Annotated in this window: 17 protein-coding genes, 3 tRNA genes and 1 pseudogene; 12 read left to right on the top strand and 9 right to left on the bottom strand. The window is 65.2% G+C overall.

All coding sequences use genetic code 11. The features are described 5' to 3' along the window. Positions 1 to 144 precede the first annotated feature (144 nt). The 9 genes and pseudogenes from CEX87_RS13735 to CEX87_RS13700 form a co-directional block, all read right to left on the bottom strand. Positions 145 to 753, bottom strand: coding sequence for a TetR/AcrR family transcriptional regulator (locus CEX87_RS13735; RefSeq protein ID WP_064419559.1), 609 nt, complete (start codon positions 751 to 753; stop codon positions 145 to 147). A gap of 8 nt (positions 754 to 761) precedes the next feature. Further along, positions 762 to 1,463, bottom strand: coding sequence for a crotonase/enoyl-CoA hydratase family protein (locus tag CEX87_RS13730; protein WP_094287714.1), 702 nt, complete (start codon positions 1,461 to 1,463; stop codon positions 762 to 764). An 85-nt stretch (positions 1,464 to 1,548) separates the two neighbouring features. Continuing rightward, entirely contained in the window at positions 1,549 to 2,367 is an 819-nt protein-coding gene (locus CEX87_RS13725; RefSeq protein ID WP_094287712.1) for a hypothetical protein, read from the bottom strand. Between the two features lie 140 nt (positions 2,368 to 2,507). Then, the gene (locus tag CEX87_RS13720) at positions 2,508 to 3,563 is read right to left on the bottom strand and encodes a phospholipase effector Tle1 domain-containing protein (RefSeq protein WP_064400189.1); all 1,056 of its coding nucleotides are present in this window, start codon (positions 3,561 to 3,563) and stop codon (positions 2,508 to 2,510) included. A 27-nt stretch (positions 3,564 to 3,590) separates the two neighbouring features. Continuing rightward, positions 3,591 to 4,265 carry a hypothetical protein gene (locus CEX87_RS13715; protein WP_064400188.1) on the bottom strand — a complete coding sequence of 225 codons (675 nt, stop codon included), beginning with the start codon at positions 4,263 to 4,265 and terminating at the stop codon, positions 3,591 to 3,593. Between the two features lie 21 nt (positions 4,266 to 4,286). After that, entirely contained in the window at positions 4,287 to 4,559 is a 273-nt protein-coding gene (locus CEX87_RS26960; protein WP_099459192.1) for a hypothetical protein, read from the bottom strand. 21 nt (positions 4,560 to 4,580) lie between these two features. Next, positions 4,581 to 4,691, bottom strand: a pseudogene (locus CEX87_RS27910) (DUF2510 domain-containing protein); the annotation flags it as partial. Between the two features lie 108 nt (positions 4,692 to 4,799). Next, positions 4,800 to 5,513: an MBL fold metallo-hydrolase gene (locus tag CEX87_RS13705; protein WP_064400186.1), complete on the bottom strand. Its 714-nt coding sequence runs from the start codon at positions 5,511 to 5,513 to the stop codon at positions 4,800 to 4,802. Between the two features lie 34 nt (positions 5,514 to 5,547). Next, entirely contained in the window at positions 5,548 to 6,408 is an 861-nt protein-coding gene (locus tag CEX87_RS13700; RefSeq protein ID WP_064400185.1) for an NYN domain-containing protein, read from the bottom strand. A 133-nt stretch (positions 6,409 to 6,541) separates the two neighbouring features. Between CEX87_RS13700 and CEX87_RS13695 the strand changes: the two genes are divergently transcribed. From CEX87_RS13695 to CEX87_RS13640, 12 genes are all read left to right on the top strand, one after another. Then, positions 6,542 to 6,614: transfer RNA gene (locus tag CEX87_RS13695), tRNA-Thr, on the top strand. Positions 6,615 to 6,647: 33 nt separating this feature from the next. Continuing rightward, a tRNA-Met gene (locus CEX87_RS13690) sits at positions 6,648 to 6,721 on the top strand. Positions 6,722 to 6,759: 38 nt separating this feature from the next. Next, positions 6,760 to 6,927 (top strand): 50S ribosomal protein L33, encoded by a 168-nt coding sequence (gene rpmG, locus CEX87_RS13685; protein WP_059101288.1) that lies wholly within the window; start codon positions 6,760 to 6,762, stop codon positions 6,925 to 6,927. A 50-nt stretch (positions 6,928 to 6,977) separates the two neighbouring features. Further along, entirely contained in the window at positions 6,978 to 7,454 is a 477-nt protein-coding gene (gene hadA / locus CEX87_RS13680) for a (3R)-hydroxyacyl-ACP dehydratase subunit HadA (RefSeq protein WP_094287710.1), read from the top strand. After that, positions 7,441 to 7,869, top strand: a complete 429-nt coding sequence (gene hadB / locus CEX87_RS13675; protein ID WP_064415459.1) for a (3R)-hydroxyacyl-ACP dehydratase subunit HadB — start codon at positions 7,441 to 7,443, stop codon at positions 7,867 to 7,869. Before hadA ends, hadB begins: the two co-directional genes overlap by 14 nt. 2 nt (positions 7,870 to 7,871) lie before the next feature. Beyond that, a complete protein-coding gene (gene hadC, locus CEX87_RS13670) occupies positions 7,872 to 8,435 on the top strand; it encodes a (3R)-hydroxyacyl-ACP dehydratase subunit HadC (protein ID WP_094287708.1) in 564 nt (187 codons plus the stop codon). Between the two features lie 193 nt (positions 8,436 to 8,628). Beyond that, positions 8,629 to 8,701: transfer RNA gene (locus CEX87_RS13665), tRNA-Trp, on the top strand. A gap of 75 nt (positions 8,702 to 8,776) precedes the next feature. Next, complete coding sequence (gene secE / locus CEX87_RS13660) at positions 8,777 to 9,190, top strand: preprotein translocase subunit SecE (RefSeq protein WP_064345533.1); 414 nt, start codon at positions 8,777 to 8,779, stop codon at positions 9,188 to 9,190. A 41-nt stretch (positions 9,191 to 9,231) separates the two neighbouring features. Further along, a complete protein-coding gene (nusG, locus tag CEX87_RS13655; protein ID WP_064415462.1) occupies positions 9,232 to 10,056 on the top strand; it encodes a transcription termination/antitermination protein NusG in 825 nt (274 codons plus the stop codon). A gap of 90 nt (positions 10,057 to 10,146) precedes the next feature. Then, entirely contained in the window at positions 10,147 to 10,575 is a 429-nt protein-coding gene (rplK, locus tag CEX87_RS13650; RefSeq protein WP_059101294.1) for a 50S ribosomal protein L11, read from the top strand. A 100-nt stretch (positions 10,576 to 10,675) separates the two neighbouring features. Next, entirely contained in the window at positions 10,676 to 11,383 is a 708-nt protein-coding gene (rplA, locus tag CEX87_RS13645; protein WP_064345536.1) for a 50S ribosomal protein L1, read from the top strand. A 298-nt stretch (positions 11,384 to 11,681) separates the two neighbouring features. Then, the gene (locus CEX87_RS13640) at positions 11,682 to 13,511 is read left to right on the top strand and encodes a PE-PPE domain-containing protein (protein WP_067393204.1); all 1,830 of its coding nucleotides are present in this window, start codon (positions 11,682 to 11,684) and stop codon (positions 13,509 to 13,511) included. The last annotated feature ends 2 nt before the right edge of the window (positions 13,512 to 13,513 follow it).

Raw genomic sequence — 13,513 nt, 5'->3', positions numbered from 1 at the left:
AGCCATATTCGGTGGCAGCAAAAACTCCTGATCGCGCACCACCGGACGATACGAACGAGCCATACCTCATCGTTTCGTGCTCACCGGCCAACACAAAGGACATCCATCGGCATTTCGCAACAGCCACTGAGCGAACGAAATCACTCACAAATCGCTTGGGAGGGCCGGGCGCAGCCCCGCCAGCAGCGAGCGCACGCCGAGTCGCCACCGCTGCTCGATCGACGGCGCGGACGAACCCAGCCACCGCCCGAGTTCCTGGACCGCCAGCCCCTGCGCGAGCGCCAGCAGCACGTGAGCGATGTCGGCGACGTCACCTGCCAGCAGCCCCGCGTCGACGCAGCGCTGGATCCGGCCGGTGAATACCGCGCGCACCGAGGCGCCTGCCGCCGCTTCGTCGGGCCCAGGCTCCAATTCGGCGAACGGCCGCGCGAACATCAGTTGGGCGAGCCGGGGATACGACCGGCAGAACGACCGGAAGACCGGCACCAGCCGTTCGAGATCGGCGAGTGGATCCTCGGTCAGCGGAACCGTCTCCAGTTCGGCGCCCAGCAGCCGGAAGCCCTCGAAGACCATCGCCCGCAGCAGTCCCGCCTTGTCGGAGAACAGCTCGTAGACCGCGGGTACCGACGTGCTCGCCCGCTCGGCGACCCGGCGCGTGGTGAACCCCGAGATCCCGTCTTCGGACAACGTCGCGATCGCCACCTCGAGCAGGTGGTCCCTCAGCTCGGGCGTGCGCTGCTTCGCCCTCGGCATCGTGCTTCCTATCCGAGACTGAATTCGGTTGCCAGCCCGTTGATTCCGGCCCGAATGACGTCAAGCGCGGACTCGCGGGCCTTCAGCTTGGTCGCGACGTGCGCGCCGGTGTGCACGGTGTTCACCAGTTCCGTGGCCACCTCCTGCGCCCGCGTCAACACGCGATCGGCCTCGACGATCTCGTCGAGCCACCCGCCGTAGACGGCTTCGTCACCGGCGAATGTCGACGCCAGCGCCGCACCCCTCTGATAGACCGCCGGGGTCAGACGGAATCGCATGATCTCCAGCGCGGCGACCGGGATCGTCATGCCGATCGCCACCTCGATCGCCTGGCAGCGGGTCTTCGGCTGACCGACCCGGTGGTCCCCGGACAGCAGCAGGAACGACCCCATCGCGATGGCCGGGCCCGTCGCGGCCATGACCACCGGCACCGGGAAGGTCAGGCACCGCACCGCGAGCTCGAATCCGCCCGCGAGCATCCCCAGCGCCGCCTGCGCGTCGCCGGACTGAAACACGGTCAGGTCGAAACCACCGCTGAACACGCGCCCGTTGCCCGCGAGCACGACGGTCTTGGCGGCATCCTTCTCCGCGCGGTCGAGCGCCTCGTTGATCGCGGTCTGCATGGCCGGGCCGAGGACATTGACCTTGCCGTCGTCCAGCGTGATCGTGGCGACCGACTCGTTCAGTTCATAGCCAACGAGGCTGCTCATCGCTTCTCCTTTGAATGCGTACGGCTAATCGGATCGATGTTACGAAACATCGATACGATTGCCAAGAGCCATTATCTCGGCGCTGTCACGCGATACGGTGCCGCGCCGTGTTGGTCTTGAGGATCTGGGTGTGCGCTTCCTCGAATTCGGCGTCGATGTCGACCGGCCGACCGGGGACCGCCCCGTTGCGCCGTGTGCGCTGCGGGCCTTCGGTTTCCGTGCGGTACCGATCGCGAAGTTCGTCGACCGAGGACCGCACGCGGTTGATCTCCTGGCGCAGGACGTCTTCGCGGCTCTCGTTCGCCGCGTAGTGGTAGTAGGTCAGCAGATGACGCAGCAGTTCGAGCTTCTGCTTCTCCTGGCGGGCGAGGTCGTGCGTGGTCAACAGCTCCAGCCGCTCGACCGGATGCAGCGTCGACCAGTCCAGCACCGCCGTGGACCGGTACCGGTGGTGCGAGCCCTTCTTCTTGGCGTGCCCCTGCCGGTCGTAGTAGGTGACCGCGCCGTCGAACCGGGATGCGATGGCCTCGCCGAGTTCGCGACGGTCCAGCGCCGAATCCCAGACGATGCGCCATTCCTGTCCGGGCGCCAGATACGGGATCTCGGCGGGCAGGTTCAGCGGCGCGATGTCGACATAACGGTCGTCGTAGACGTTCTCGTACTTGGCCACCGTCGGCGGATGCGCGAAGTCGAACCGGATGTTGTAGGCCGGTGTCCGGCCGAAGTTCTTGACCACGAGCTCGATCAGATGCCAGTCGTTGGCCGCCGGCTCCATGAACATCGCCACGTTGGGCGCCATGAGCTCTTCGCTCTGCCGCCGTCCCCGCTGATACTGCCGCCAGGCATAAACCAGGGCGGCGATTCCCACCACGACGGCGAGCCAGGCGGCCAGCGCCGTCCACATGCCGGCCGAGAGGCCGAGAACCCCATCCGCATCCACGCACCGCTGTATATCACGCAGCCGCGGATCACACACCCTTTGCCAATTTGGCGTGGGCGTCGATTAGAAAGCCCGCTGCGGACGATCTTGACCGGCGTAATTGGTCAGGATCGGCTCGCTGGGCTCAACTCCGCGGTATTGCTGACCAGCTCGCCGAACGACGCTGCGAACCCGATGTCGGCCATCGCTTTCTCGGCCGTCGCGCCCCTCGGACTGACCAGTCGCTCACCGCGTGCCGCCCAGTCGCGGTCCGACCACGTCACGCGGGCCGGTAAGCGCTTCCAATACTGCGGATGCTCGCGCAGGTACAACTCGACACTGGAGTGCACGGCCGCCTCCTCGGGGAGCTTGCGGAGCGAGATCGTGTGGGCGGTTTCGGCGAGCGCGTCGTACTGACCGGGTGCGGGCAGCGTGTCCGTGCGCTCCTCGGAAATCGCCAGCCCAGCGCTCAGCGCGCCGTCGATCAACCAGTCGAAGCTGATGTCGGCCAGCGATCTGCACGCCCCCGGCCCTCCGGCGACGTCGCAGTGGGCGCCGCGGAACCACACCTCCTCGATGCGCTCCGACGCCGAGGTCGTCAACCGTTCGCCGGGGCGCCCGTCGATCGCGACCGCGTGCCTGCCGGATTCGACGTTGGGCATCGGGGCCGGCATCGACCGGTGCGTCAAGCCCGGGATGCTCACCGCGTCCCAGATGCCCAAAAACCGGACGGCGACGGGGATTTCGCGCTGCTGCTCCAACTCGGTGGCGATTTGTGTGACGCGCGTCCAGTCCTGCTGGTCGCGGCCGGTCCGGGGCAGGGCATACGCGCCGAGCACGAAATCCGTCAGCTCCGGAAGCACCCCGACGGTGGCCAGTAAACGGGTCAGGCTCTGGGCGCAGTAACCGCCGCGACCGACGCCGAACAGATAGATCGGGTCGCCGGGTTCCCAATTGTCGACCAGGAAGCGATACGCCTCGGCGATGGCGCCGCGAGCGTCGTCGGCCGCGGCTCTGAACGGCCGCAGCGTCATCCCGGAGTTCGCCCTGACTCCCGGGTGGTACCAGATGAGCTGGTCGGAGACGTCGTCGAGCAGACGAATGAGTCGATGCGCGTTCGTCGCGGTTCCAGGGTCGGGATAGCCACGAGTGCGGTCGAAGCACAGCACTAGCTTCTTCATCTTGGCCCCCGGCCCGAATAATTGACGCTAGGGTCTACAAGTTTGCCCCCGTGCGGCCATCTTGTCCAGAAATTCGCGCCTTTTAACCGTTATGCCGCAAGCACCTGCGAAAACGTCGGGCGCCAAACCGTCGGCGGAGTTCATGTCACAGTTGCCGAACGGTGGCGCACCCTCCGGTAGACCGCCGCCATATCCGGTGCCGTCGGTGTACTGATGCGCCACCTTTCCGGGATACGGAGGGTTGTATCCGTAGGCGGCGACCACGACCCGAAGCCCCGGCGGCTTGTGCGGCCACAGGGTGTTCAAGTCGCCGACGTTGCCGTATCCGATCACCTTCGCCGTGCTGCCGACGAACGCGCCGATCTCGCGGCAGCTGGCGTTGATCTCCGCCGAGCGGTCGCCGCGGATCTGGCCGCCCCACGACTCGACGTCGAGCATCACCGCCATCCTCGGGTGCGGAGTGCCCACCTGGTCGCGGAACGTGGCCACAGTCTCGCGCCAGTTCGGTCGCCACACGAAGTACACGAGGAAAAATGTCAGACGCCCGTCGTCGGCACTGCGGCGGCACCAGTCGTAGTTGTTGCGCCACTGACGATCTCGATACGTCCCATCGTTGGAGCGGATGCACAACACCGGGTACTGATAGCTGTCGTCGACTCCGGCCTGCCATTCCGAGACGTCGGCATAGAGCGTGTCCGCCATGTCGGCTAGTCTGTCGGAACGCTACGTCAACGGGGTTTGCACACCCGGGCTCAACGGATCGGCGTGTACCTCGATGAAGCCAGGCACCGTTCCCGTCGGCACGTCGTAGGCGAGGCCGACCAGCGCCTCGGCGCCGGAATCGATCTCGACGAATCCGCCGCCCACATAGAACATCGCCTCGTCGTCGATGGAATAGACGGTGTTTCCGGCGTGCAGCTTCTGCAGGGCGCCGCACACGGCGAGGTAGCGGGTGAGCAGTGTGCGGTTGTCGTTGGAGCGCGGTTCGGCGCGCATCCGTGGTTCGATGGCCGACGGCGGCTCTGCGGGCTGCGACGTCGGGTCCGGCGAACGGTGCTCGGTCCACGTCGAACCGTCCCAATACCGTTGGCCGCCAGCGCCGTCGGGGTCGGGATACCAGCCTGCGGGGGTGGGTGGTCTCGCAGGCGATCCTCCCGATAGGCGCCGAGCAAACGGGAGATTAGCGCAGCAGCATTCTGACCGGCGCTTTTCGCACGTCAGACCGGTACCGGCGAGTCAGCCGCCCATCAGCATGCGCCACTGGTCGAGGTTGCTGGCCCGGTAGACGTAGTTGGTCTGGCGCACCTCCGACAGGGAGGCGCTGGGCTCGGCGGAGTACCAGTGGCCGGGGAACACCGTCGGGTCGCCGGACAGTTTCGCCAGCGCCTGCAGGCTGCGGAACATGTCGTCGACGTTGCCACCGGGGAAGTCGGTGCGTCCGCACCCTTCCAGGAACAGGGTGTCACCGGCGACGAGCCGCCCGTCGAGCAAGAAGCACTGGCTGCCCGGAGTGTGGCCGGGCGTATGCAGCAGTTCGATGTCGATGTCGCCGACCTTGACGACGTCGCCGTGCTGGTGCGAGGTGAGCTCGCTGCGCGCAATGCCGGTTATCTTCGAAACCCAGTCGGCCTCAAGCTGGTTGACGTGCACCGGCACGCTCGTGCGCTCGAGCAGTTCGGCGAGCCCCTTGAGTTCGAAACCCATCATCGAACCGCCGACATGGTCGGGGTGGTGGTGGGTGACCAACACGCCGGACAGCCGCATGCCGTCGGCCTCCAGCGCGTCAACCAGATCGCCTGCGGCGTAGGCGGGGTCGACGATCACCGTGTCACCAGTCTCGCGGTCGCCGATCAGGTAGGCGAAGTTGCGCATCTGCTGGGCGATCATGTCACCGGCCGCGAAGTCGCGACCGGACAACAACTGACGGAAGTAGAGCCGATCCGAAGCCATGACCGTCAGCGTATCTGGGCCCGGATTTCGGGACTCAGTCCTGGCTGCGCAGCCGCACCATGCGGATGGTACTGCTCTCGTCGAGTTCGACCAGGTCGGTGTGCGAGCGCAGGAAGTCGCTGAAGGACTTGAACCCGAGGGACTTCTCCGAGAACGACGGGTCCATGCGCCTCATCTGAGCCTTGACCGCCGAATTGTGCAGCCAGTCGGAGTCGTCCTTGCCGTGCGCGATGCGCAGCGCCCGCTCGAGCAGCGCGGTCCCGGCGGCCTGCGGATCGGGCTGTTCTGCGTCCTGCTCGGCGTCGGCCTTGGTGCGTCGCCGCTTCGGGGCTTCCGTCTTGACCGCCGGAACGCCGGGCAGCGCGTCGTAGGAGACATACTCGTCGCAGGCCGCGGTCAGCGACCGGCTGATCGATCCGGTGATGCCGATGCCGACGACGTAGCGCCCGAGGCGTTTGCACCGCTGTGCGAGCGGGATGTAGTCGGAGTCGCCGGCGACGATGACGACGTGGGTCAGGTCGGGCAGCCGGAACATGTCCTCGACGGTGTCGACCGCGAGTCGGATGTCGGCCCCGTTCTTGCTGTACGCGGCGGCCGGGAACAGCTGCACCAGGTCGACTGCGCGCCCGACGAGCTGGTCTCGGTAGTCGGCGTTGACGTCGGTTGACCAGTCGGCGTAGGCCTTGGTCAGCACCAACGTGCCGAACGACGACGCGTAGTCGATGATTGCGCCGACGTCCACGGTTGCCTGCGTCAGCCGACCCGGATTCTTGTGAAAGCCCGCAGCCTTATCACGCTGAAACGAGTTGCGCCCGTGGATCTGGTCGTACCGCGAGATCACGATGTTGTCGAAGTCGAGGTACACCGCTACACGGGTCGCGCCGGGTTCGGTCACTGTTCCGTCCTATCACTGTCCGACTAGAGTCGGACAGTAACGGTTGCGGTGATCAGCGGTTTGGCGCGGCAATCGGCGAGAATGTACCCTCTTTAAGGCTCGCGCCGCGGTGCGCGAACCTCGAGGTAGGCAGGCCCCCTTAGCTCAGTCGGCAGAGCGTTTCCATGGTAAGGAAAAGGTCAACGGTTCGATTCCGTTAGGGGGCTCGGTGAGCGGGCGGACATCCGCCCGGATCCCGGGGCGGTGTAGCTCAGCTGGTTAGAGCGCACGACTCATAATCGTGAGGTCGGGGGATCGAGCCCCCCCACCGCTACAGGCAGCATCGAACGCGTAAACGAAGGACGAAGAACCGTGGCCTCCAGTACCGACGTACGGCCGAAGATCACTTTGGCGTGCGAGGTGTGCAAGCACCGCAACTACATCACCAAGAAGAATCGCCGTAACGACCCGGACCGGCTCGAGATCAAGAAGTTCTGCCCGAACTGCGGCAAGCACCAGCCGCATAAGGAATCGCGCTAAGACGAGTCAGCCCGTAGGCGTCGCCCGGGTGGTAGGTAGGTTCACTAACTGTGTCGTTGTCCGAGCGCATCGTCGGGATGCAATACCGCTACCCCGACCACTACGTCGTCGGTCGCGAGAAGGTTCGCGAATACGCGGTCGCGGTGAAGAACGACCATCCCGCGTTCTTCGATGAGGATGTCGTGGCCGAACTCGGCCACAAGGCGCTGCCCGCACCGCTGACATTCATGAGCGTCCTCGGGTACATGGCGCAGATATCGTTCTTCGAGCACGCAGGCGTCGGAATCAAAGACGCGAAGATCGTGCAGGTCGACCAGGTGATCAAGTACCTCAAGCCGATCTTCGCGGGCGACAAGCTCTACTGCGAGGTGCAGGTCGACTCCGTGCGTCAGGCGCATGGCACCGACATCGTCGTGTTGAAGAACATCGTCACCAACCAAGCCGGTGACGTGGTGCAGGAGACGTTCACGACCCTGGCGGGTCGGACGGGTGACGGAGAAGAGGGTTTTTCAGATGCCACTGCGTGAGTTCGCCTCGGTGAAGAAGGGCGACGAGCTTCCCGAGAAGGTGATTCCGCTGACGCGGCAGGACCTCGTCAACTACGCCGGGGTGTCGGGTGACCTCAACCCGATCCACTGGGACGACGACATCGCCAAGCAGGTCGGCCTGGACACCGCAATCGCGCACGGCATGCTGACCATGGGCCTGGGTGGCGGGTACGTCACCGAGTGGGTCGGCGATCCGGCGGCGGTCACCGAGTTCAACGTGCGGTTCACCGCTGTGGTGCCGGTGCCCAACGACGGCATCGGGGCGGAGATCGTCTTCAACGGACGCGTGAAATCCGTTGAACCCGAGACCAAGTCGGTGACCATCGCGCTCTCGGCAACGACCGGGGGCAAGAAGATCTTCGGCCGCGCGGTGGCCGTCGCGAAGCTGGCGTAGCCGTGGCTCTCAAAATCGACATCAAGGGAATGGTCTGGAAGTACCCGGAGCCCTATCACGTCGGCACGGAACAGATTCGCCAATACGCGAACGCCGTCAAGGCCCACGATCCGCAGAGCCACAGCGTGGAGGCGGCCAAGGCGTCGGGCCACGACGGGCTCATCGCCCCGCCGACGTTCATGTCGATCTTCGCGGTGATGATTCAGCGGCATTTCTTTCAGCACAACGATGTGGGCTTCGAGACCATGCAGATTGTGCAGGTGGACCAGAAGTTCAAGTTCCATCGTCCGATCCAGGCCGGTGATGTGCTGACCGGGACGCTGGAGATTCAGTCGGTGGACGAGCGCTTCGGCGCCGACATCGTCACCACCCGCAACATGCTGATCGACCAGAACGGCGTGCTCGTGATGGAGTCGTTCACCACCCTGATGGGCCACGAGGGCGACAACTCGATCTCGGCGGGCTGGGATCCGGAGACGGGGCAGGTCGTACGCAAGCCCGTCGTCCACGATCCGGTCGAGGATCCCGATGGCGCCGAGAGCGTGAACGGCGAGGCGTCCGTTTGATCGCCGGCTTGCCGGTCGAAGCCCGATGACCGGCTCGCCGGTGGATTAGTAACTCGGACGGGTGGCGCGCTACACTCGGTCCTCGGGGTTTTCCCAGTCCAGCGCGCTGTCCGTCGGTTTGAAGATCGACCGATCGGGGAGCGCGCGAATTGTGTGAGCCCCGAACGGGTGGCCTTTCGCAGTGCCACTCTGAAGGGGCGTAGCTCAACTGGCAGAGCAGCGGTCTCCAAAACCGCAGGTTGCAGGTTCAAGTCCTGTCGCCCCTGCTCAACTGAATACTCGACAAGTGTGGACACTGGAAGGTGACCCACAAACCAGATGACCAGACAAGGGAGCATGCGGTGAGCGACGAGCACGACGATGCCGGCTCCGACACCGAAAACGGCCGTGGCGCCGTCGTGACCCGACCCACCCGTCCGTCGGGCAAGCGGACCCGTCGGGCAGCCGCCGGCGAAGACGCCAGCGAAGCCGTCGACCTGTCCACCGGCACCGCGGCGTCACCCACCAAGAACGGGTCGGGCACCGCGAAGAAGGCCGCCAAGAAGCGCGCCGACGGACCGTCGCGGAACCCTTTCCTGTTCGTCTGGAACTACCTGAAGCAGGTCGTGGCCGAGCTGCGCAAGGTGATCTGGCCGAACCGCAAGCAGATGGCCACCTACACCGGCGTGGTGCTGCTGTTCCTGGCCTTCATGCTGGCGATGATCGGCGGCGTCGACTTCGGCCTTGCCAAGCTGGTCTCGCTGGTGTTCGGCTGACGAGTACGCGCGACGGATGAGAACTTCGAGAGGACTGACAAGTGACTAGCTTCGAGGGCGATACGCCTTCGGCCGACAGCGTTGACCTGATCGACGAGACGACGGACGCGACGACCGACGCGACCACCGACCCGGCGACCGAGAACGCCGACGTCGCCGGTGACGCCGTGAGCGACGAGGCGGCCACCACGGACGACGCGGCCGGTGAAGCGCCTGCCGCTGAAGTCGAGCCCGAGGAAGAGGATCCGGCGGTCGCGCTGAAGAAGGAGCTGCGGACCAAGCCGGGCGACTGGTACGTCATCCACTCCTACGCCGGTTACGAGAACAAGGTGAAGGCCAACCTCGAGACCCGCGTGCAGAACCTCGACGTCGGCGACTACATCTTCCAGGTCGAGGTGCCGACCGAAGAGGTCACCGAGATCAAGAACGGTCAGCGCAAGCAGGTCAACCGCAAGGTGCTGCCCGGCTACATCCTGGTGCGCATGGAGCTCAACGACGAGTCGTGGGGCGCGGTGCGCAACACGCCGGGTGTGACGGGCTTCGTCGGTGCGACGTCGCGGCCGTCGCCGCTGTCGCTGGACGACGTGGTGAAGTTCCTGCTGCCGCCCGCCGCGGCGAAGAAGCCCGGGAAGGCCGCCGCCGCCGCGGGTGCGACCGCCGCGGAGGCCGGGGGCATCGAGCGCGCGCCGATCGAGGTGGACTTCGAGGTCGGCGAGTCGGTCACCGTCATGGACGGCCCGTTCGCGACGCTGCCCGCGTCGATCAGCGAGGTCAACGCCGAGCAGCAGAAGCTCAAGGTGCTGGTGTCCATCTTCGGCCGCGAGACACCTGTCGAACTGACCTTCAACCAGGTCGCCAAGATCTAAGCCCGGCGATTTGGGCACGTCTAGGAGCGCTCGGCGGCGCAACAAACCGTGCACAAATCGCAGAGAACCGAGAGAGGAAACACCACACCAATGGCCCCGAAGAAGAAAGTCGTCGGGCTGATCAAGCTGCAGATCCAGGCCGGGCAGGCCAACCCCGCCCCGCCCGTCGGTCCGGCGCTCGGCCAGCACGGCGTCAACATCATGGAGTTCTGCAAGGCGTACAACGCCGCGACGGAGAACCAGCGCGGCAACGTCATCCCCGTGGAGATCACCGTCTACGAGGACCGCAGCTTCACCTTCAACCTCAAGACACCGCCCGCGGCCAAGCTGCTGCTGAAGGCCGCCGGTGTGCAGAAGGGCTCGGGCGAGCCGCACAAGACCAAGGTCGCCAAGGTGTCCTGGGATCAGGTGCGCGAGATCGCCGAGACCAAGAAGGAAGACCTGAACGCCAACGACATCGATCAGGCCGCCAAGATCATCGCCGGCACCGCCCGGTCGATGGGGATCACGGTCGAGTAGTTCGACCGATCCTCGTGGGAGGGCCAGCTGCGGCCCGGCGATGAGCGCTCGCGCGAAGAGCGTTCATCACAGACCACAACTCAGCAACTAGGAGAAACAAATGAGCAAGACGAGCAAGGCATACCGCGAAGCCGCCGAGAAGGTGGACCGCAGCCGGCTGTACACGCCGCTGGAGGCGGCGAAGCTGGCCAAGGAGACGGGATCGAAGAAGCAGGACGCGACCGTCGAGGTGGCGATCCGGCTGGGCGTCGACCCGCGTAAGGCCGATCAGATGGTGCGCGGCACCGTCAACCTGCCGAACGGCACCGGTAAGACCGCCCGCGTTGTGGTGTTCGCGGTCGGCGACAAGGCCGAGGCCGCGGAGGCCGCGGGTGCCGACGCCGTCGGTAGCGACGACCTGATCGAGCGGATTCAGGGCGGCTGGCTGGACTTCGACGCGGCGATCGCGACTCCCGACCAGATGGCCAAGGTCGGCCGCATCGCGCGGATCCTGGGCCCGCGTGGCCTGATGCCGAACCCGAAGACCGGCACCGTGACGCCCGACGTCGCCAAGGCCGTGTCCGACATCAAGGGCGGCAAGATCAACTTCCGCGTCGACAAGCAGGCCAACCTGCACTTCGTGATCGGCAAGGCCTCGTTCGACGAGAAGGCGCTGGCGGAGAACTACGGCGCCGCGATCGACGAGATCCTGCGGGCCAAGCCGTCGTCGTCGAAGGGCCGTTACCTCAAGAAGATCGTCATCTCGACCACGACCGGCCCGGGCATTCCGGTCGATCCGTCGGTGACGCGCAACTTCGCCGAGGCCTGAGCAAACCCGTGGCGCGGGTTTGCGCCACGACGTAGGGCCATTGAGCCGAGAACACCCTCGGGGGCGCTTCGCCCGACTGATGGCGATCGGTAGCTGGTAGTTGCGCTAAGCGACTCAAGGCCCGTTCTTCGGTCGGCTCGAGATCACCGACCGACGCCTCGGGAAAGTCCACGTCGTCGGCGGCGCAGCGGGGACGACGGCTGCGTTGGGCGAGTAGCGAACTGGCCAACCGAAAATCCCTCGGCGAACTTCGCCTGTTTCGTCGTCGCTGGCGCTGCTCCTGTGTGAAAGTTGACCCATGCGTAAGTGCATTCGGGTCGTCTTTCTCTCTTTGCTAGGCCTGCTGAGCGCTGCCGTCCTCAGCGCCGCGACCGCGCTGCTGGCGGCGGTCAGCCTCGCCGCCACGACCGCGCTGATCGTTCCGGGAACGGGAACGCCGAACGCGAACGACGTCACCGACTACATGCCGAATTACCGCGACTACTACATGAAGCGGACGGACTGCACCGTCGCCAACAACTGCCAGCTGGACGGCATCGATTACTTCGCATCGTTCTGGCCGATACCGTTGCCGGGCTGGTGCGACCCGGGTCGATGCGAAAAGTTTGACGTATCCGTGGCCGATGGCGTGAAGAACCTGAATGAGGTGTTGGCGGCGATGGAGCGCGCCGGGTACGACGGCGACCTCGTGATCGCCGGTTATTCCCAGGGGTCGCGCGTGGTCACCATCTCGAAGATGCAGTTCGCCAGCGGACAGTGGAAAGATCTGGTCGATAGCGCGGACTCCATCGAATTCGTCTATATCGGCAACCCGAACCGCCCAAACGGCGGCATCCTGTCGCGGTTCGGAATTCTGGGACATATCCCGATTCTCGACGTGACGACCGGTCAGCCCACGCCGACGAACACACCCTTCGAAACAAAGGACTGGGCTATTCGGTGGGAGGGCATCGCGGACTTCCCGCAGTACCTGCTAAACCCGCTTGCCATCCTCAACTCGGTCATGGGCTTCTACTACGACCACGGCACCTACCTCGCGATCAACGGCAAGAGTGATCCTGGCGAGACTCCCGCCGGATACACCGTCGCCGAGTGGAAAGAGCTCACCACTTACCCCGAGAAGCACCCGGACCTCGTCCAGATTCAGAAACTCCCCAACAGCGACACGACGTACTACACCGTCAGGCCGAAGGTGCTTCCGCTGGTGCGCCCGCTGCACTCCATCCCATTGATCGGCAAGCCGATCGCAGATTTTTGGGAACCGATACTCGAGGTGCTCATCGAGGAGACCGGATACAACCGCAACATCCCGTTCGGGCAGTACTCCCCGATCGGATTGATCCCGTTCTTCAACCCGATCACGCTGGTGCTCAGGATGATTCCGGCTGTGTTCCAGGGCGTCGTGAATTTCCTTGGCAACTTCATCCCGTCGCTGGCGCCGAAGCCGATTGAGATCACGCCCGAACCGGCGACCACGTCGCTCGCGCCTGGGTCGGATGAGGACGATTCGCTGGACAATGAGGTCGAGAATCTGGCGGATGCCGGCGAGAATCAAGGCGACAATCTGCGGCGATTCGCCGCGCGGGGAGACGCCGAGGGAACGGTGCTCGCCGTCACCGGCAACGGAGAACTCGCGCTGACTGCAGGCGCGGAAGACCCGGCCATCACCGATCCGGCCGAGGGCGAGATCATCACGGACCCGAATGCGGGCGAGGTCATCGAGGGTGAGGAGTTGCCGGGGGCCGTGCTCGAGCCCATCCCGATCTCCGACCCGGAAATCGTGGAGGAGAAGATGACCGACCCGGCCGACGGCAACGCCCTGGTTGCCGTGAAGGATCCGGAGGTCAAGAAGGATCCCGAGGGACAAATGGCCCCCCAGCTCAAGAGCAACCTCCCACAGAACCGGATCGACGCGAACGGTCGCAGCGTGTCGTTGAATGCCTCGCCGAACCAGTCCGGTGAAACGCCCAAGGATGCCGGGAACGGCGCGGTGCAGAAAATCACCGCGCCGAGCCCGGAGCCCTCTGAGGGCCTCACGACGAAGCCCGAACCCACCGGGGCCATCAAAGATGCGCAGGACGCCGACGACGCGGACGTCTCGCAGGATTCTGAGCCGGCCGCGGCCTGATC

It is taken from the genome of Mycobacterium lehmannii (genome assembly GCF_002245535.1).
GTDB lineage: Bacteria > Actinomycetota > Actinomycetes > Mycobacteriales > Mycobacteriaceae > Mycobacterium > Mycobacterium lehmannii.
Note: the sequence above shows the minus strand (reverse complement) of the source record. Positions and strands in the feature narration are given on the sequence as shown.

Excerpts from the sequence above, each read along its gene's own strand:
- rplK (WP_059101294.1), top strand. The coding sequence starts at position 10,147 with ATGGCCCCGAAGAAGAAAGTCGTCGGGCTGATCAAGCTGCAGATCCAG.
- CEX87_RS13640 (WP_067393204.1), top strand. The coding sequence starts at position 11,682 with ATGCGTAAGTGCATTCGGGTCGTCTTTCTCTCTTTGCTAGGCCTGCTG.
- CEX87_RS13735 (WP_064419559.1), bottom strand. The coding sequence starts at position 753 with ATGCCGAGGGCGAAGCAGCGCACGCCCGAGCTGAGGGACCACCTGCTC.
- CEX87_RS13720 (WP_064400189.1), bottom strand. The coding sequence starts at position 3,563 with ATGAAGAAGCTAGTGCTGTGCTTCGACCGCACTCGTGGCTATCCCGAC.
- rplA (WP_064345536.1), top strand. The coding sequence starts at position 10,676 with ATGAGCAAGACGAGCAAGGCATACCGCGAAGCCGCCGAGAAGGTGGAC.
- CEX87_RS26960 (WP_099459192.1), bottom strand. The coding sequence starts at position 4,559 with ATGCGCGCCGAACCGCGCTCCAACGACAACCGCACACTGCTCACCCGC.
- CEX87_RS13705 (WP_064400186.1), bottom strand. The coding sequence starts at position 5,513 with ATGGCTTCGGATCGGCTCTACTTCCGTCAGTTGTTGTCCGGTCGCGAC.
- CEX87_RS13725 (WP_094287712.1), bottom strand. The coding sequence starts at position 2,367 with ATGTGGACGGCGCTGGCCGCCTGGCTCGCCGTCGTGGTGGGAATCGCC.
- hadB (WP_064415459.1), top strand. The coding sequence starts at position 7,441 with ATGCCACTGCGTGAGTTCGCCTCGGTGAAGAAGGGCGACGAGCTTCCC.
- CEX87_RS13715 (WP_064400188.1), bottom strand. The coding sequence starts at position 4,265 with ATGGCGGACACGCTCTATGCCGACGTCTCGGAATGGCAGGCCGGAGTC.
- CEX87_RS13730 (WP_094287714.1), bottom strand. The coding sequence starts at position 1,463 with ATGAGCAGCCTCGTTGGCTATGAACTGAACGAGTCGGTCGCCACGATC.